This is a genomic window from Pseudidiomarina donghaiensis (genome assembly GCF_900116895.1).
GTDB classification, from domain to species: domain Bacteria; phylum Pseudomonadota; class Gammaproteobacteria; order Enterobacterales; family Alteromonadaceae; genus Pseudidiomarina; species Pseudidiomarina donghaiensis.
In genome coordinates this window covers 174,807-194,441 of the sequence record NZ_FPCF01000003.1, presented here as the reverse complement: position 1 = coordinate 194,441, position 19,635 = coordinate 174,807, and the positions used below count along the sequence as shown (strand labels likewise).

Sequence of the window (19,635 nt, the reverse complement as noted above, 5' to 3'; positions counted from 1 at the left end):
TTTTTCTGAGTTACACCTGTTTAGGTGTGCGACTATGGTCTATTCCCAGAAAAATGGCTGACGTGGCTCGGTTTTTGGAACCAACTGATTCATGCTTTCGGCATCAAACAAACGGCCATTCACCATGGTATGGGTAACCCTATCGGTAACAGAAATATCAACCAATGGGTTGCCATCAATCACGATGATATCTGCCAACTTACCCCGCTCTAATGAACCAATATATTTATCCATACCAAATTCTTTGGCCGGATTAATGGTTGCTGTGGCAAGGGCTTGTAACGGCGTCATACCGCCTTGCGCCATCATCCAAATTTCCCAGTGCTGCGCTAAGCCTTCACGTTGACCGTGAGCGCCAGCCACTACATCAACGCCTAAGTCTTGCAGTTGTTTCGCAACATCGGCGTTATTAAAGTGGTTGTAGTGGTTGTGCGGCGCTTTTTCACGACGCACCGAGCCAACTAGGGCCTCTTGAGGAACAAACTTCGATAACTTCGGATGCTTCCACACGTCGGTTTCTGCATACCAATAGTTCTCGCCCCAAATACCGCCGTAAGCGACACCCAATGTTGGCGTGTAATTCACGTCAGTTTGGCTCCAGAATTGCTCAATATCGTCATAAATTTTGGCAACTGGAATAGAGTGCTCAACCGTGGTGTGGCCGTCAGCAATCATACTCAAGTTATGCTGCAACAATGAGCCACCTTCAGGCACCACCATCATTTCAAGCTCACGACCCGCCTGAATAATCTGCTGACGCTGATTACGGCGTGGTTGGTTGTAGCTTTTCACTGAGAAGGCACCGACTTTTTTCAGGCGCTCAAGATGGAACTTGGCGTCGTCTAAGTCATCTACGTGCGCGGTATAACCCGGGCCGTTGGCACCGTACAAAATAGTACCGGTCGAGAAAGTACGCGGCGCGGCAATGAGGCCGGCCTTTTGCATTTCGCTAGCGGCAAATATTTCGGTGGTGTCGTTCGACGGATCATGAATTGAGGTCACACCAAAGGCTAAGGTGGCATAAGTTTTCCAGTTTTGCTCTGGAATAATCTCATTGTCGCCTTGTGGCCCATGTGCGTGGCCATCAAACAAGCCAGGCATCACGGTTTTTCCGGTGGTATCAACAACCGTAGCCCCACGCGGTACACTCACCTCGTCAACCGTACCGACAGCAACAATTTTGTTGCCTTTAACCACCACAGTGCCGTTTTCAATCACCTTGTCACCGTTCATGGTAATCACTTGACCACCCACAAAAGCAACGGTTTCATCATGAATACCGGCGTCTGCTTCAAAACTGATATCAAGGCCATTCGCTACTTTTTCAAAGCTGCTGTCACCGTCAATACCAAACAAACCTTTCACTGAAGCATGATAGAGCTCTGGCCCTAACGACCAATACAGTGCGCCACCGTTGCCGCTCCACGAAATGTTTTCACCGGCACGAACCGATAACTGCTCAACAGGGAATTGTTTGTCATTCGGGCCAATTTTAATTGGCGCACCGCGCTCAACAAATGGCGTGACAAACACTTTAAAGCGCTCAGCGAAGGCCAAGTGTTCGCCTGTGGGTGACACACGAAACTCCGTTGCATGCTCGGCGGTATACAAGGTGCGTTTTTCTTTGGTGGTTAGGTCGACGCTGATAAGCGACGGGCTACCGTTGAACGCCATCAAGTAAACGCGGTCACTGCGTGCACCAAATTGTGGTGAGCTGCCACTTTCACTAATTAACCGTGGTTTGGCGCTTTTGCTTAGTGATACATGGTAAACACCTGGGTTTAAGCCGTAGGTGTCTGGCGTGATATAGCCGCCACGTAGCTTACGGTAAACCACTGATTTACCGTCTGGGCTGAATACCGGCTCGACAAATTTACCCGTACCTGTGGCTAGCACTGTTTCTTTGCCAGATTTCACATCACGAACGATCAGTTGGCCTTGCTGTTGGTCATCCCAAGTGGCGTAGACCAGTTTTGAGCCGTCGCGCGAATAGCTTGGGTAAAGCTCCCAGGCGCCATCACGGTTGGTTAAACGCTTAGGTTCACCATTAGGTAGGCTGCGAACATACAATTTACCTAAAGCTTCAAAAACGACTTGCTTGGCGTATGGTGCCACTTGCACCATACGCAGCATTTTTACTTTGAACTGGTTTTGGTCAAGATTCTGCTCAAAGTGCAATGCGGTTTGCACTTTCTTGGTGGTTTCTACGCTAAACGGAATGACTCGAGTGCTGCGGCTTGCAACATCAAGCTGCATAATTTTACCGTCAGCCCAAAACACCATTTTCTTGCTGTCTGGTGTCCAGTCCATGGTTGGGTACACACCATGAATCGCCCACGTTTCTTGCATATCGCGATCAAGCTGGTTGTACAAACGCGTGTGCTCGCCCGACTCTAAGTCATACAAATACAAAACGCTGTTGAAGTCTTCGCGTTTAATGTACGCCAAGTATTTACCGTCTGGCGATGGTGTTGGACGAATAGCGCCGCCGGCTCCACTTAAAATAACGTCAATGTCGCCGGTTTCACGGTCAAATCGCTTAATTTTGTAAATACCTTCCAGCGAGTCTTTGCTGTAGTGGAAGGTTTTGCCTGGCGTGTCATCTTGCGAGAAATAAATGTAGCGGCCGTCTGGTGAAAAAGCAGGTTCACCGAGGTCTTTTTGGTCGTTCGGGCGCTCAGTTAGCATAACGCCTGAACCGCCAGAGCGGTGATACATCCATACTTCACCGGCACCCAACGAACGGCGTGCTGTGAAGTGCTTACGCGCAACAATAAATTCGCTGTCAGGGCTCCAGGCTGGGCTGTTTAACAACCGAAAGGTTTCATCGGTGACTTGGCGTGGGTTGCTACCATCAGCGTTCATCACCCAAATGTTATCGCCACCATCAGCATCGGAGGTGTACGCAATGTATTTACCATCGGGTGAATAAACCGGCTGCATATTCCAAGCAATGCCGCCGACTAATAGTTCTGCGTCGCCGCCAGTAGCAGGAATACGATAAATATCACCGAGCATGTCGAACACAATATACTTGCCATCAGGGCTCATATCGACGTTCATCCATGTGCCTTCGGTGGTGTTAATTTGAATGTCTTTAAACTCGCCTTGCGGGCTATTCACATCCCAGCCATTTTCTGACTGTGCTAATGCATTGGCCGAATAAACAGAACAAGAGAGGGCAACGCTGACCGCAAGGGCCAGCGTAGATAAATTTTTCATGAGGGAAACCTTTTTAGTTATTTTTTAGCAATGACCCATACAGCGTGCACAATGCCTGGTATATAACCCAGAATGGTCAAAATGATATTGATCCAAAAATGCTTACCAATACCGACTTGTAAAAACACGCCAAGTGGCGGCAGTAAAATTGCAATTATTATGCGAATAAAGTCAGCCATGGGTCATCTCCTTGTTATTAATATTTAGCGGCTTCGCCTTTAGCAGGAATAGTCGCTTTAATGAATTCACGCAAGTCGTCATTCGATAACTTCAAGTCTTCAGCGCGCAAATACATCATATGGCCACTACGATATCCTTTGAAGCCAATGCGATCGGCCATTTTACCGCTTGGATCAATGTGCCACATATTGTATTTCGCATCGAAATAGTTGGTGGCACCGTCGTAATAACCTGACTGAATTAACACATTTAAGTATGGGTTTTGCGCCATAGCTTGACGTAAGTTTTCACCAGTATTGTTGTTGCTGCGGTCCCACGGATGAACCGGACCAAACATGTTGTATTTCACGTCGGTTTTGTAGTTCAGCTCTTCCCGCAAGTAATAATTAATGGCCGGCGTAAATGAATGCAACCAAGAAGTTAGCTCTGAGTTGTAGTCTGGGCGTGAACCCACATCATCACGGTCGATGCCCAAATAGCGTGAATCCAAACGGCCAACAGTCAGCTGGCGGTCACGCAGAAGCTCTTTCCAGAAAAACGACGTACTAATATCTAAGTTCGCACGCAAAACAGTTTGCTTATCAATACCTGAGTATTTCGCCACTTGCTCAGCAATTTGTTCTTTTTCAGCTTGCGGCAACATGGCCCCTTTCGCTAACGCAGGCAAGTAAACGTTCAACGTGTACTGCTCCACTTCAGGCAATAGCTCAAGCAAGTCTTTTTTCAGCAAGTCACTGTCTAGCGCATTGTGATACCAAGCTGCTGCAGCAAAATACGGTAAGCGGTTAGCTGCTTTGACAGGGCCATTACGCTCAATACCAATATCGGTCGGCGACACTAACACCACACCATTCAGGTACATCCATTGACGATTTTGCAGCTCAAGTGCTAAACCAGAAACACGTGTGGTTCCGTAGCTTTCACCAATCAGATACTTCGGTGAGCGCCAGCGTTCGTGACGCGTTACAAAGGTATTGACCCAGTCAGCTAGGTATTTCACATCGGCATTCACACCGAAAAACATTTTTTGTAGCTCGTCACGCGAATAAGCACTGCCATCTTTCTTTGGCAATGGGCGCGAATACCCCGTATTTACTGGGTTTACAAAAACAATATCAGCCACATCAAGTACCGAATGTGGGTTGTCTTTCACGCCGTACGGCATAATTGGAAAGCCTTCGTCATCAACACGAAGTGACTTCGGGCCAGTGTAGGCAATGTGCATCCATACCGAAGCAGAGCCCGGGCCGCCATTGAAAGAAATTAATAATGGACGTTCTTCACGGTTTTTAACGCCTTGGCGCTCATAGTACGTAAAGAATAACGCTGCAGTGGCTTCGCCGTTTTCATTGAAAACCGGTTGCGTACCCGTGGTTGCGGTATATTTAAAACGTTGACCATTAATATTGGCGCTATGTTCTGTCACAACCACATCATCTGCAGCAATTTTTGCCTGTGGCAATTCTTCTGCGACAGCAGCTGTCGCAATAAAACTAGTGCCAAGGCTTACGCCCATCATTGCGGCTAAAACAAGCTGTTTCATGCCCTTCATAGATACTTCCTCTGGTTTTTATCGTGCTTCCATTAAATGCAATGTAGCTAAGAAGCTCAAGGGGTGTGAGCTAAATGCACTAAATTTCAAGATGGTTACTTATTACGCTAGTGAATACACGAAAAAATGTGATATAAAAGTTATCAAAATGACCAAAAGGTGGACTGGTAATGCGCGGTTGTAGAGTTTGGGTAAATATATTGTTTTTGTGCGCTGCATTACATGTTGCTGTTCCTGCCAAAGCCAACGAAACTGCGCCGCCTGAGCTAACGAACTACTTTCAAGAGTTATGGACCACGCGAGACGGTCTACCGCATAACACCATCAATAGCGTTACCCAAACCGAAGAAGGTTACATCTGGCTTGCAACGTGGGAAGGCTTAACTCGCTACAATGGCGCCGAATTTAAAAATTTCGATTTATACAGCAACATTGGTCTACGAGACGCCGGCCTACAAAATGTTCGCGTGGCAGAATCGGGGCAGTTGATTGTGGTGGGTGCGCGAGGAACGGTTGTCTTACGCGAACAGGGGGCAGCCGGAACTACCGAATGGCGCACCTTGGAAACCCCTTTAACCCTTGTTAATAAAGCAATTTATAACCAAGATAATAGCTATTGGTTGGCTACCGAAGAGCTCGGGCTATTAAAATACTATAGCCCTGACAACGTTGAATCTTTTTTCGACCAAGTCGCGCCGAACAATAATGTAATGCACGCCTACGATATTGCTAAGCCCGATGATTCACAGCTATATGTTGCCACCAATTTAGGGTTGGTTCGGGTAACTAAAGACGATTTGTATTTCATCAATAGCGACTATGGCCTACCCAAACTCGGTGTGTTTTCCGTTACCCAATATGGCGATGATTTTATTGTGGGCACCGAGCAAGGCGCCTTTATTGGTCGCCAAGAAACTGGGTTCAAGCTCATTCATCCAAAACTCGACAACGTAAGTATTATTCGGGTGATGGTTGATGACATTGGCGATATTTGGCTGGGCTCTATTGATAAAGGTTTGTTTCGATTGAGCAAGGCGCATGGTTTGGAAAACCTAAGCATGGCTGATGGTCTGCCCAATTCACGTGTGCTTGCGATTTATCAAGATGCTGAACGTAGCATTTGGATTGGCACCAACGGCGGGCTCATGCGTCTGCGTAACACCCCGTTTCGAACTTATACGGCAAAAGACGGGTTGGCCGATAACTTTGTCCGCACAGTAATTCAGCGTGAAAATGGTGACGTTTGGGTTGGCTCTGCAGGCGGCGTTAGCGTCTACAGTAATAACCAATGGCGTAACCTTGAGCTGGGCCTTCAAGCCTCTGTGCTTAGTCTTTACGAGCACCCCGAGCATGGCATTTATATCGGCACCTACACCGACGGTTTATTGCTTTGGAAAAATGGCGAAGTAATACAGCATTGGACTCGAAGCGACGGACTGCTAGCCAACGAAATTCGTGCAATGGCCGCAACGCATACCGGCAGAATTTGGCTTGCCACCCCAAATGGTATTAATTTTTATGAGCCCGGAAAGGGTATAGGCGAGCCAAATGAGCAGGTTGATCATGCTCGGTTTAGCGTGTCACTGCATGAAGACAAAAATGATCAGTTGTGGCTAGGCACAGCTCGCGGGCTATTTAAATATGTTAGCGACCGCTTTGTCAGTGTTGATATCAGCAAATTTAATCATGCTCAGTATGTTTTTAATATCCAATCCGTTGGCGATGAACTGTGGCTTGCCACCGATCGCGGTTTGATTATTTACCAACCCGAGCAGCAGCAAGGCATTGTCATTGGTCGCCCTCAAGGTTTAATTGTCGAGAAAGTTTTTCAGTTCACAATTGACGAAAACAACAATGTTTGGTTGACCTCAAATCGCGGCATTATGCGCACTACAGTTGACGATATTCGTGCTGTGCAAACTCAGCAAAGCAGCGGCTTAACTACCGTAGAAGTTTTTCGTGAAAGCGACGGTTTAGTTAGCAGTCAAGCTAATGGCGGTTCAAACCCAGCTATTTTACACGCAACCGACGATACCATCTGGGTGCCTACCGCAAACGGAATAGCTCGTATTGCACCAAATCAACTTGCGCAGTTTACCGATTACCCACCGCCTGCGGTTATTGAAAATGTTGAAATAAACGGTGAATTTGTTGCGTCTGGCAGAGCACCAAGCCGCTTCGATGGTGAGCGTATTAGCATTAGCTACGCTGGCCTTGGCTTTACTATGAATAACCAAATTCGTTACCGTACTCAGTTGCTTGGTTACGACGACAATTGGCGCACCACCTCAGCGCGTTATGCAGAATTTACCAACTTACCGCCCGGCGACTACACCTTTAGAGTACAAGCCGCGTACAGCAACAGCGATCAACTTGGGCGCACCGCAGAATTTAGCTTTAGTGTGCCGCCACGTTACTATCAGCAGCTTTGGTTCTGGATTATAGCTTCAGTGGCACTGCTGCTAGCTATTATGACCTTTGTTCGAGTTCGGCTGAACGTATTGGCGCGCCGTGCTGCTGAGTTGGAACAACAGGTTGCGGAAAAAACAGAAGCCTTGCGTACCCAAGCTGAACGGTTTGAGCACTTGGCGCAATTTGATGAACTGACTAATTTGCCAAATCGGCGCAGCTTTAATCGGGATTTAGCCGCTGAATTTGCCGCAGCAACGCGGCATAAAAAGCCATTGACGCTCGCCATTATTGATGTCGATAATTTCAAACGAATCAATGATAACTTTAGCCATTCATCGGGTGACATTGTTTTACAGTGGTTAGCTGATTTGTTGAAACAGCACACACGACAAGAAGATAAAATCGCTCGTTGGGGTGGTGAGGAATTCACAATTTTGATGACCGACACGACTATAGAAACAGCAGAAATAATGTGTAATCGATTACGCGAACACATTATGCAAACGCCTCCGCCCGCTCAAGTGCCGATTGAACAATTAACGGTCAGTATTGGTTTATCATCGCTTGCTAGCGTCGACTCAATAGACTCGTTGTTGTCACACGCTGACCGGGCGCTTTACACCGCTAAATCTAACGGTCGCAACCGCGTTTGTCGCTACCCGACGCCGAATTAGCAACCCAACAAGTAGGTATTTAGACTGCCGCTAAGTTGTGTTTATACTGAAGGTACGCATACGCTGCTTAAGGATGGAACAATGAGCGCAGAACATCGGCAACTCATGGTTAACGGGCAACCCGCGAAATGGCAACAGCTGTTGAAATCGGGTGACCGAATTTTTATTGGTACCCACGCAGCAGTGCCACACGCCCTAATGCATGATCTTGCCGACCACAGCCAACACTTTCATGATATCGAGATTGTACAAATTTACGCGCTAGGCGATAACCATTGGGTCAACCCAGAGTACAGTGAAACCTTTAAAGTAAACTCGCTGTTTATTGGGGGCGAGAAAGTACGCCGCGCCGTGGCTGAAGGCCGTGCAGATTACACCCCTGCATTTATGTCCGACATTCCATCGTTATTTAGCGAAGACATACTACCGCTTGATGCGGCGCTGATTATGGTCAGCCCGCCCGATCAATACGGCTATCATTCGTTAGGTGTGTCGGTCGATATTGTGTCTTCGGCTTTGCGCTCAGCGAAAAAGGTGATTGCCCAAGTAAACCCCAAAATGCCGGTAACTTTTGGCCAAGCGTTTATTCACAAAGGTCAAATTGATGCGTTTTTTGAAGCCGAGCAAGACCTACCCGAAATAACGGCGCCTGAACTCGATGCCGTCACCGAGCGTATTGGCCAGTATGTGTCGCTGCTAGTGGAAGACGGTGCCACCATTCAAATTGGCTTTGGCAAAATTTGTGACGCGGTACTGCGCTATTTGGTAAACCATAAAGACTTAGGCGTGCACAGCGAGCTGATAACCGACGGCATAATGGAACTTATGCTGAGTGGCGTGATTAATAACCGCCGCAAAACCTATCACCAACACAAAGCGGTAACTAGCTTCTGTATTGGTAGCAAAAAACTCTACGACTTTGTGAACAACAACCCGCACATTGGTTTTTACCCGTCGGAATACGTGAACTCGCCAGCGAACATTGCGCGAAACGACAAAATGGTGTCAATTAACAGCGCCATTGAAGTGGATTTAACCGGCCAAGTGGTGTCGGACTCTATTGGCCACCATTTTTACAGTGGCATAGGTGGCCATGTGGATTTTAGCCGGGGCGCCAGCATGAGCTCTGGCGGTAAGCCAGTCATTGCCCTGCCCTCCACTGCCAAAAATGGCACCGTGTCGCGCATTGTGCCCTTTATTAGCGAAGGCAGCGGCGTCGCCACCTCACGGGCACATGTGTATTACGTGGTGACCGAGTTTGGCGTGGCTTCGCTACGCGGTAAAAGCATACGCGAACGGGCATTAGAACTCATACGGGTGGCACACCCGAAGTTTCGTCAGCAACTATTGGAAGAAGTACGCAAACATTATTACGTGCCCCACTACCAAATTTTGCACTCTGTAGAAGTGCCTGAGCTAGGGCCGGTGGGCTTTAAAGAAATATCTATTAACGGCGAATTTTTTGACTTGCGGCCACTGAACCCAAGCGACGAGCGGCGTCTGCAAGAGTTCTTTTATTCGCACACCAAAGAAACCTTGCAAATGCGCTACAACACAGTGCCCACCAGCATGAGTCGCGAAAAGTCCTGTACGTTAGTGAGCGTGGACCAATCACGTGACCTGGCGTTATGCATTGTTCGGCAAAAGGGTTCTATGGCGCAGATTCAAGCCGTTGGTCGCTATTATCTGCTACACGACGAAAAAAGCTGTGAAGTTGCCTTCGTTACGCGCGAAACTCAACATGGTAAAGGCATGGCCACGCGTCTGCTAGAAGAAATGAAGCGTATTGCCCGTGAACGTGGGCTTGAGCGCATGTTGGCGTACGTACGTGCCGAGAACGGCAAAATGTTGGCCGTGTTTGAGCGCGCCGGGTTTGTGCGCAAGCCTTCGGAAGAACCCGGCGAAGTTTACTTGCAGCTCGATCTAATTGAAAAAAGTGAGTGAGTTAGATGTCCATCACCGTATTTAGTCACCCCTATTGCAGCATGCACCGCGTGTCGGAAGTGCACCCCGAAGAGCCGGCGCGTATTGCTGCCATTAACGACCAGATTATTCGTTCAGGCATGGAATTCGCACTCACCCAAAAAGACGCTAAGCCCGCTGAACGTGAAGACTTACTGCGTGTGCACGCCGCGAATTACATAGACGACGTGTTTGAACGTGCCCCCACCGAGCCCGACCAACATATATGGTTAGACCCCGACACCATGATGACTGCCGGCACCTTGCGCGCAGCGTTGTATGCCGCAGGCAGTGGTATGTGCGCGGTTGACGAAGTGTTTACCGCTGAAAACCGCCGAGCCTTTTGCATGGTGCGCCCGCCCGGCCACCACGCCACCTGGGACGCCGCCATGGGTTTTTGTATTTTCAACAATATTGCGGTGGCCACGGCTTACGCCATGCATACTTACGGCATTGAGCGCGTCGCTATTGTGGATTTTGACGTACACCACGGCAACGGCACCGAAGATATTTTCTTAAACGACGAGCGCGTGCTGTTTTGCAGCTCGTTCCAACACCCTTTGTACCCGAATTCTGGCGCCGAGACCATTAGCCATGAAGTGGTGAATATACCTTTACCCGCCGGCTGTGACGGCCCGACATGGCAAGCTGCCGTGCGCGAGCGCTGGTTCCCCGCCATTGATGCCTTCGCACCGCAGTTGATTATGGTGTCCGCTGGTTTTGACGGCCATTTAGAAGACGACATGGCGCAGTTTAAACTCACCGAAACCGACTACCACTGGATAGGCCGCGAACTGAAAGAACTGGCTGAGCGCCATTGCGACGGCCGTATTGTGGCCACCTTAGAAGGCGGCTACGAACATAGCTCGCTGGGGCGAAGCGTGGTGGCGTTTTTGAAGGGCATGCAGTAACAACTGAAGCCGTTAGCGGTAAGCCAGCTTGTTTTTACTCAACATAAATATTCCAGGGTGATGTCAAATCCAAGCTACACTTAATAACGTAGTAGCAGCATGTTCAGACAAAATTGTTTTGTCTGTTTGTGTAGTTGGAGAATCACCATGAAAAAATTTATCGCTCTACTGCTACCACTGGCTGTAGCTGCAAGTTTCGCGCCCGCAACAGTTGCTCAAGAAAAAACAGCATTAGTGCCTTTGCCTTCTCTTGATGACTTTACCAAAGGACAAGACGGTTGGGCTTTAGGCTTGGGCGCGGGTGTTGAATATGAATCAGCCTATGAAGGCTCAGACGAATTCGGCTTCGAAGCTGACCCTGCTGGCGCCCTGCAATGGCGCAGCGGCGATAATATTTTCTACTTTGCCGGTGAAGCCCTAGGTTGGCGCGGCCTACGTGACGACGTATGGCTATTCGAGGCCACTGTTGGCTTTGATGAAGGCCGTGAAGAAGCAGACTCTGATGACGGCTATTTGAACGGCATGGGCGATTCTGACGAAGGTGCCGAATTTGTGCTGCAAGCACGCCGTGCATTCGACGCCGACTGGCGTTACTGGCTTGATGGCCGCGTGATTGCTAGTGAAGACGGAAACATTGGTATTTTCGGCGTCGGCACACGCTTCGGTGAGCAACTCGACGGTACCGGTCACGAGCTATCTGTGGTTGCGGTATACCACGACAGCGATCGTGCCAATAAAGATTTCGGTGTGAACGCCGCGCAAGCTGCTGCATCGGGGTATAACCAAACCTACATCGACAGCGGTATTCGCTCGGTTGGCCTGCACTACAATTATCGTACTTACATTAACGACAACTGGTTAGTGTTCGTTGAAGGCCTATACGAGCACTACAGTAGCGACGTTCGTAACAGCCCAATTGCCCGTGGCGACTATGAAGCCGAGCTTGGCGTCGGGTTTATTTATATGTTCTTTTAAATGACTCGGGTATTTGCTCGTAATTACGAGCAGATACCCATTAGCTTCGTAACCTAAAGTCTTCATGTAATTGAGCCCAATGCAGCCTTAACGCATTCTTGTGTTCATCATGCATTGGCAATTCGGTCAATAATTGCGGCCAAATATTTCGGGCTTTATCTAATGTGTCAATGATATGCACTTTTACGGCCTGCCATGGCACATCGACACGATTAGACCAAGTCTCAAATGAAGCCATGTTCGCCTGGTACCAGTTTTTATTTTTGCCCAAGTTCAGTGCGAACTCTGTCTCACCTTGTACGTAAGGTCGCGTAGAAACGATATCGTAAGCGGGGGACAACATAGGCCGCTGCGGATTGGAGTATATCACTGACCAGTTTTTAAGGTGCGCATCGCCATTGGCAAGTAATATGTTAACGAGTAAACGCCGGGCCATTTGTTGCACGTCTTTCAAAGCTTGATGGCTGTATGAATATAAAGCATCGGCAATTTGTTCGTAATTATACTTCTTATATTTCTCTCGCGAGTGCACCTGGAATATCTGCGCGAAATCTTCCGTGTGTACTCGTTGTCCATCTTTTCGATCAAATCGCTTGATCGCGTAGGCATGCTGCTCATTTGGCAATTGAATATCCGGCAAGTTATCTAGCTTAGACAATTCAACCAGCTTTATTTCTGGAATATTAACACCGACAACTTCAGCAAGGCGCATGGCTGAGAACTCATTATAAGGCACAAATTTATGCACTGTGGACGGTGTTTTGATAATCCAACTATCGTGATTAGCATCCGTGCCTATATTGAAGCGCCCATCTTGATTACGAACTGACGAGAACTTCATTTGTACGCCGGCAAGAGAAAACCTATTTTGTTGGTGTTCAACGTCAATTTGCACAGCTTCAACTTGTTCTCGATGATCCAGCGCCCATGTCGGCAACTGACCTGCAACTATCGGCGTCGCAATAATTCCCCCCGGCAAACCTTTACCCATATGCGCCAGCAACGGAAATTCGTTGTCCACATGCGCTTTAAGCGACTGTGACATCCAGTCTCGTAATACCCCTTCAGGTAACAGGTTAGAAAGCACGGGCGGCAGACGCTGTGCACTAATCAGCGGCTGATGAAGGTAACGCTCATCAATTAATTGCGACATAGTGAATGTATTGCGTTTATTGCTAGGCAGCGCTGTGTATTCAGGCGAGAATACAAAGATGTTTTTGCCACCCGAATAGTGAGATACGACACCAATTTCTTGGTTATTAATACTCAGACTTAGACCTTCAACGTGCTCTATGCGCTTTGTGTTCATAGTGCCTAATCCTCGAGATGCTTGTGTTTGCTAGCCCAAATATTTTCTCGCTCGGCGTCAGTTACCGTTATGGGTTCATTTTCTAGGTTTAACGGGTCGGCTATCGATAGCTCCAAGCCCAAACCAACGAGAATGCGCAACAAGGTCGAGACCTTTAGATCTTGCCCTGACTCTACGCGTTGGTACTGTTGTTGCGACATGCCAATAAGCATCCGCATGTCTTTTTGCGACAAACCTCTTTTCTTGCGCTCGCTAATTAATTTTTCACTCAGCTCATTTAATGCCTTCATAAAACAACCTAAATATTGTTTCTATAGAAATATACAACTTATACGCTGTTATATTACAAAAAACAACTTTTATGTTGTGGTTCGATTTAACTCCATTGGCTGTAGGAAAAAGATTACGGATAAAGTTAGCTTAGTATGTGCTCGTTGATTTAGGCTGCAAGGTTAACGTTAAACCAAGTGCAGATGCCACCTTAGCGATAGTTGAAAATGTCGGATCTCCATCAGATTCCTCCACGCATGCATCCAAGTATGCTTGAATGGCTTCGTCATTATCGAGGTGTTGTGTGTATGTAACTACCCCGGGGTTTGTCAACTGCAGTTAACAACCTGTGCGTTGACACGAGGTTTGAAGAGTATGGTTAGTTGGTAAAAGTGGCAAACGTAATATTGTGTAGGATAAAAACTTAATAGTTAAAATTCGACGAAGCTATGTCCGCTGTGTGCCAAGAGCGGACGCAAAAGTGAGCATCTCAGATGCTTGCATTCGTTCTCAATTAGCCGAGCATTCTTTACTTTGCCTAAAAATAATTAGTGCAAACGCTATTTCAATAAACCCGCCCACAAAAGCGGCAAAAGTAAAATCCGAGGGGAAAATAGCAAGGTAAAATCCAGAAATCACGAGTACACTACCCAGCGCCCAATACACTTTCAAACCATAAAGTGTTTGAAAGGTTAAGTACCTGGCACCAATAATCACTAACATGATTGGATAGAATAGTAAGCTATTAAGTTGTGCCACAATGACAGCAATAAATAGGCCTCCGAATAGAATACCTAGATTTTCGATAGCCAGTTTACCAAGCACATTAGTTGCGTCATGTTTACCGGTGGCTCCCAATAACTTTGAGAATAAAAGGGATATAGGGAATATAAACATCCCTCCAATAAGCAATGCTAGCATGCTATTAAAGGGCGACGAATAAAGGCCAATCAGCCCAGCCGATAACCAAACTATTCCGGAAGCCAACGCTCCGGTTGCACCGCCATAGTAGGCACGAGACATATCTTTTTGTGATTCGTTGAAATCCATTTTCTTTGCAACCCGCTTTTTTAACATCTGACTGAGTGTCTCCGATGATAGCCGAGTCGCGCGAAGAGATAAACGGTCCGCTGCTCGCTCTTAGCGGAAGCAATCAAGAGATCCTATTTTGATTTGAACGCCGATTAACAACCGGCGTCTCGCTGATTTTTCTGTTCAAGGCTCAGCCGTTCTGCCAACCAAACTTTAATAAGTGATTGCCGCGTCACGCCAATACGGGCTGCTTCTCGATCTAATGACTCAACAATCCACAGCGGGAAGTCGACATTAATGCGCTTAGATTCCTGATTTACTCGCCGTGCGGTAGAAAGATCCAAATCGTCGATAATATCTTCTTTATTGGCATCAAATTTTTCGTCAAATTTCTTGGTTTTCATAAAGCTCAACCTCTTTTTTCCGTGAGCGTCGCACCGAAACTTAATCGCGTGTTTGAGTATAATTTATTCCCTTTTTACTCACTTGGCAAATGTACTTGCTGACTAACACAAACAAAAAAGGCGAGCTAAAAAGCTCGCCTTCCTCATCACAGCACAACCAATTAACGATAAGTATCCACAGCTGGGCAGCTACACATCAGGTTGCGGTCGCCGTACACGTCGTCAATGCGGTTCACGCTTGGCCAGAACTTGTTCACCTTCACAGCGGCCACAGGGTATGCAGCTAGTTCACGGCTGTATGGGCGTTCCCAGTTGGCGTCAACAATGTCGGCCAAGGTGTGCGGCGCGTTGTGCAGTGGGTTGTTGTCTTCTGGCCAGTCACCCGCTTCAACGCGTTTAGCTTCTTCGCGAATGCTGATCATGGCTTCAATAAAGCGATCCAGTTCAGCTTTTGACTCAGACTCAGTTGGCTCAACCATTAAGGTGCCCGCTACTGGGAAGCTCATGGTTGGGCTGTGGAAGCCGAAGTCTTGTAAGCGCTTGGCCACGTCCATTTCGGTCACGCCACAGGCGTCTTTTAATGGGCGCAGATCAATAATGCACTCGTGCGCAACGCGGTCGTTGCGGCCTTTGTACAGAATTGGGTAGTGCTTGCTTAAGTGCTTAGCAATGTAGTTGGCGTTCATAATCGCTACTTCAGTTGCTTCGCGCAGGCCGCGTGAACCCATCATGACAATGTACATCCACGAAATTGGCAAAATGCTCGCGCTACCAAATGGTGCTGCTGATACCGCACCGTTGTCGGCGCCTGTACCTTCAATTTTTATCACGCTGTGGTTTGGCAAAAATGGCGCTAAGTGCTGCTTCACGCCAATTGGGCCCATGCCTGGGCCGCCGCCACCATGTGGAATACAGAAGGTTTTGTGCAAGTTCAGGTGCGATACGTCTGCGCCAATGTAACCTGGCGAGGTGACGCCTACTTGCGCGTTCATGTTGGCGCCGTCTAGGTACACTTGGCCACCGTGCGCGTGCACAATGTCACAAATTTCTTTAATGCCTTCTTCATACACACCGTGCGTTGACGGGTAGGTCACCATAATGCACGACAAGTTGTCGCCCGCTTCGGCGGCTTTGGCTTTTAGGTCGGCCAAGTCAACGTTACCGTTCTTGTCACAGTCAACCACCACCACGTTCATGCTCATCATTTGTGCTGAAGCTGGGTTGGTGCCGTGCGCAGAGCTTGGAATTAAGCAGATGTTGCGGTGCGCATCGCCACGGCTTTGATGGTACTTCTGAATCGCCAACAAGCCAGCGTACTCGCCTTGTGCGCCTGAGTTTGGTTGCATCGACATCACGTCGTAACCGGTAATATCCACTAACCACTCTGACAAGGTGCTGAGCAATTCAGCGTAGCCTTGCGCTTGGTCTACTGGGCAGAATGGGTGCAACTGGCCGAACTCTGGCCAAGTGACCGGAATCATTTCTGCGGTAGCGTTGAGCTTCATGGTGCACGAACCCAGTGAGATCATGCTGTGGTTCAACGACAAGTCTTTGTTTTCTAGCTGCTTAATGTAGCGCAGCATTTCGGTTTCAGAGTGGTAGCTGTTGAACACTGGGTGCTCTAAAATTGCGCTTTCGCGGCGCAGTGCAGCTGGAATAGATTCTACGTCGCCAGAAGCCGCGCGTGAGTCGAGTACGTCAACTTCTAAACCGTGGTCATCGCCAAACAGTACGGCGAACAAGGCGTCAACGTCATGGCGAGTTTTGGCTTCGTCTAAGCTCACGCCAAACTGGCCGTTGCCGTCTACGCGCAAGTTAATTTCAGCTTTGTCTGCGCGCGCTAGAACGTCGTCAGTATTGCCTTCAAGTTTAAAGGTTAAGGTGTCAAACCAGTGGCTGTTTACCAGCTTCACGCCTTTTTCTTTCAAGCCCAACGCCACAATGTCGGTTAAGCGGTTAATGCGCGAGGCAATCGTTTTTAGGCCTTGTGGGCCGTGGTATACCGCGTAGAACGAGGCCATGTTGGCCAGTAGTACCTGCGCGGTACAGATGTTTGAGTTGGCTTTTTCGCGGCGAATGTGTTGCTCGCGCGTTTGCATGGCCATACGCAATGCTTGGTTGCCGCGGGTGTCTTTAGACACACCAATAATACGCCCTGGCAGCGAGCGCTTGTACTTGTCACGGGTAGCAAAGAATGCCGCGTGTGGGCCGCCGTAGCCCATAGGTACGCCAAAGCGCTGGGCTGAACCGAATACCATGTCGGCGCCCATTTCGCCAGGCGACTTCAACAATACCAAGCTCATAATGTCGGCCGCTACGGCAACAATACCTTTGTTGGCTTGAATGTCGGCAATTAGCTTTTCAATGTTATGAATTTCGCCGTTACGGTCTGGGTATTGCAACAACGCACCAAATACGTCGTGGTTGTCTGCTTCGCGTGCTGGCCCAACAATGACCTCAAAACCAAACTGCTCGGCGCGGGTTTTCACCACATCAATGGTTTGTGGGTACACGTTGTCAGCCACGTAATATGTGTTTGACTTGCTTTTGCTGACGCGCTTCGACATCGCCATGGCTTCGGCTGCTGCGGTCGCTTCGTCAAGCAATGAGGCGCTTGCTAATTCAAGACCAGTTAAGTCCATGGTCATTTGTTGGAAGTTCAAAATGGCTTCCAAACGGCCTTGGGCAATTTCTGGCTGATAAGGCGTGTAAGCGGTGTACCAACCTGGGTTTTCCAACACGTTACGCAAAATAACGTTTGGTACTAGGGTGTCGTAATAACCTAACCCGATAAATGACTTATAAACTTTGTTTTTGCTGGCAATGGCTTTTAAACGAGCCAACGCGTCACGCTCGGTCATTGGCGCACCAATAGACAAGAACGGTTCGCGGCGAATAGCGCCAGGTACGGTGTCTTGGGTAAGCTCTTCAAGAGAGTTAACACCCAACTCAGCCAGCATAGCTGCTGCTTCGTCTGCGCTTGGGCCAATGTGGCGCGCAATGAATTCACCGTGATTTTCTAACTGCTTCAGCGTAGTAGTCGTCATTTACTTCAAGTCCCCTAGCTTTCGGGTTGATACAAGACAATTGAAACACAAAACCCCGGCAAAATTGGCCGGGGCTTGTTCACAAAACGAGCGCTTAGTCTTCGTCGATAACTGCTTGATAACCTTCGGCATCAAGCAAGCCTTCAACTTCACTTGGGTCTTCGGCTTTAATTTTGAATAACCAGCCGTCACCAAATGGATCGTTGTTTACAGTTTCTGGCGCGTCTTCCAGTTCTTCGTTCACTTCAACAATTTCACCAGCAATTGGCGCATAAATGTCAGACGCAGCTTTTACCGATTCACACACGGCTACGTCGTCGCCAGCGGCAACCGCGTCGCCTACTTCTGGTAATTCAACGAACACCATGTCGCCTAACAAGTCTTGCGCGTGTTCAGTAATACCAACCGTGAAAATGCCGTCGCCTTCATTGCGCACCCACTCGTGCGTTGACGCGTACTTTAGTTCCTTTGGAATATTGCTCATGTTCTGTTCCTTATTAGTAATTCAGATACTCAATTCATCAAAAGGTTGAGAGCGCTTAGGCCTGTACTTACACAAGTACCGACTTGCCGTTACGCACGAAGCTAGGTTTAACCACGCTTACTGTAACTAATTTTTTGCGAATTTCCACCTCGGCGGTGTCACCCACTGTTGCAGGCACACGAGCCATAGCAATAGAGAAACCTAAAGTTGGTGAGAAGGTGCCCGAAGTAATAACGCCTTCACCGCCTTCTACGATCACTTTTTGACCGTGGCGCAATACGCCTTTGTCTTTCATCACTAAGCCAACTAACTTGGCGTGGCCGGCTGCTTTTTGCTGTTCTAATGCTTCACGACCGATAAATTGACGATCAGCAGGTTCAAACGCTACGCTCCAGCCCATGTTGGCTTCTAATGGCGTGACGCCCTCGTCCATATCTTGGCCGTACAAGTTCATGCCAGCCTCTAAACGCAAGGTGTCGCGTGCGCCCAAACCACATGGCTGAACGCCAACATTCAATAAGGCGTCCCATAACGGCTCAAGTTTGTCGCCAGGCACGGCAATTTCATAGCCTTTTTCGCCGGTGTAACCGGTGGTTGCGATGAAATAATCGCCCACTTGCTGTGACATAAATGGCTTCATGCCATCTACTGCAGCAAAGGCTTCGTCGCCCAGTACTAATTTAAGTTTTTCTTCGGCTTTCGGGCCTTGTAACGCAAGCATACCCAAGGTTGGTTGCTCGGTAATAGTGACCTTGAAGCTGCCAGCGGCTTTGTTGATCCACGCCATGTCTTGTTCACGGGTGGCTGAGTTAACCACCAAACGGTATGACTCGTCCGAGAAGAAATAGGCAATCAAGTCGTCAATTACGCCGCCTTGCTCGTTCAGCATGCCGCTGTAGAGCGCTTTACCAGGAATGCTTAATTTGGCCACGTCGTTGGCTAATAAGTGGCGTAAGAAAGGTTTTGCATCAATGCCAGACACATCAACAATCGTCATGTGCGATACATCAAAAACGCCTGAGTCGTTACGCACCGCGTTATGCTCTTCAATTTGCGAGCCATAATTTAGCGGCATGTCCCAGCCGTGAAAGTCCACCATTTTCGCGCCAGCTTTTACGTGCGCGTCATATAAAGGAGTACGATTTGCCATGACCTAATTGTCCTTTTTTGTTGTGGATACGCAGCCCGGAAAAAGACCTTG

15 protein-coding genes are annotated in these 19,635 nt (G+C 48.3%); 4 read left to right on the top strand and 11 right to left on the bottom strand.

Annotated elements, in window-relative coordinates; genetic code table 11:
• Positions 1-39 precede the first annotated feature (39 nt).
• The 3 genes from BM334_RS07970 to BM334_RS07960 are packed head-to-tail and all read right to left on the bottom strand — an operon-like array spanning position 40 to position 4,954.
• Entirely contained in the window at positions 40-3,222 is a 3,183-nt protein-coding gene (locus BM334_RS07970) for an amidohydrolase family protein (protein ID WP_092840523.1), read from the bottom strand.
• A 17-nt stretch (positions 3,223-3,239) separates the two neighbouring features.
• Positions 3,240-3,401 (bottom strand): YqaE/Pmp3 family membrane protein, encoded by a 162-nt coding sequence (locus BM334_RS07965; protein ID WP_092840520.1) that lies wholly within the window; start codon positions 3,399-3,401, stop codon positions 3,240-3,242.
• Between the two features lie 17 nt (positions 3,402-3,418).
• Positions 3,419-4,954, bottom strand: a complete 1,536-nt coding sequence (locus tag BM334_RS07960; RefSeq protein WP_417664773.1) for a S10 family peptidase — start codon at positions 4,952-4,954, stop codon at positions 3,419-3,421.
• 170 nt (positions 4,955-5,124) lie between these two features.
• Here BM334_RS07960 and BM334_RS07950 point away from each other — a divergent pair, with 170 nt between their 5' ends.
• The 4 genes from BM334_RS07950 to BM334_RS07935 all read left to right on the top strand — a co-directional run bounded on the left by BM334_RS07950 (position 5,125) and on the right by BM334_RS07935 (position 11,888).
• Positions 5,125-8,040, top strand: a complete 2,916-nt coding sequence (locus tag BM334_RS07950) for a ligand-binding sensor domain-containing diguanylate cyclase (protein WP_092840514.1) — start codon at positions 5,125-5,127, stop codon at positions 8,038-8,040.
• Between the two features lie 81 nt (positions 8,041-8,121).
• Positions 8,122-9,984, top strand: a complete 1,863-nt coding sequence (locus tag BM334_RS07945) for a GNAT family N-acetyltransferase (RefSeq protein ID WP_241970955.1) — start codon at positions 8,122-8,124, stop codon at positions 9,982-9,984.
• A 5-nt stretch (positions 9,985-9,989) separates the two neighbouring features.
• Positions 9,990-10,913: a histone deacetylase family protein gene (locus BM334_RS07940; RefSeq protein WP_092840511.1), complete on the top strand. Its 924-nt coding sequence runs from the start codon at positions 9,990-9,992 to the stop codon at positions 10,911-10,913.
• A 147-nt stretch (positions 10,914-11,060) separates the two neighbouring features.
• Complete coding sequence (locus BM334_RS07935) at positions 11,061-11,888, top strand: MipA/OmpV family protein (RefSeq protein ID WP_092840507.1); 828 nt, start codon at positions 11,061-11,063, stop codon at positions 11,886-11,888.
• A gap of 40 nt (positions 11,889-11,928) precedes the next feature.
• On the opposite strand, the gene BM334_RS07930 is transcribed toward BM334_RS07935, so the two are convergent.
• From BM334_RS07930 to gcvT, 8 genes are all read right to left on the bottom strand, one after another.
• Positions 11,929-13,197 (bottom strand): type II toxin-antitoxin system HipA family toxin, encoded by a 1,269-nt coding sequence (locus BM334_RS07930; RefSeq protein WP_092840505.1) that lies wholly within the window; start codon positions 13,195-13,197, stop codon positions 11,929-11,931.
• Positions 13,198-13,202: 5 nt separating this feature from the next.
• Positions 13,203-13,487, bottom strand: a complete 285-nt coding sequence (locus tag BM334_RS07925; RefSeq protein ID WP_092840502.1) for a helix-turn-helix domain-containing protein — start codon at positions 13,485-13,487, stop codon at positions 13,203-13,205.
• 130 nt (positions 13,488-13,617) lie between these two features.
• Positions 13,618-13,800, bottom strand: coding sequence for a hypothetical protein (locus tag BM334_RS13030; protein ID WP_110076781.1), 183 nt, complete (start codon positions 13,798-13,800; stop codon positions 13,618-13,620).
• 177 nt (positions 13,801-13,977) lie between these two features.
• On the bottom strand, positions 13,978-14,544 hold the full coding sequence (locus tag BM334_RS07920) for a DUF7010 family protein (RefSeq protein WP_241970954.1): 567 nt from the start codon (positions 14,542-14,544) through the stop codon (positions 13,978-13,980).
• Between the two features lie 107 nt (positions 14,545-14,651).
• Positions 14,652-14,903: a type II toxin-antitoxin system BrnA family antitoxin gene (brnA, locus tag BM334_RS07915; protein WP_092840499.1), complete on the bottom strand. Its 252-nt coding sequence runs from the start codon at positions 14,901-14,903 to the stop codon at positions 14,652-14,654.
• A 161-nt stretch (positions 14,904-15,064) separates the two neighbouring features.
• A complete protein-coding gene (gene gcvP, locus BM334_RS07910; RefSeq protein WP_092840496.1) occupies positions 15,065-17,950 on the bottom strand; it encodes an aminomethyl-transferring glycine dehydrogenase in 2,886 nt (961 codons plus the stop codon).
• Positions 17,951-18,044: 94 nt separating this feature from the next.
• Positions 18,045-18,434, bottom strand: a complete 390-nt coding sequence (gene gcvH / locus BM334_RS07905) for a glycine cleavage system protein GcvH (RefSeq protein WP_055439592.1) — start codon at positions 18,432-18,434, stop codon at positions 18,045-18,047.
• A gap of 67 nt (positions 18,435-18,501) precedes the next feature.
• Entirely contained in the window at positions 18,502-19,584 is a 1,083-nt protein-coding gene (gene gcvT, locus BM334_RS07900; RefSeq protein ID WP_092840492.1) for a glycine cleavage system aminomethyltransferase GcvT, read from the bottom strand.
• Positions 19,585-19,635 lie beyond the last annotated feature (51 nt).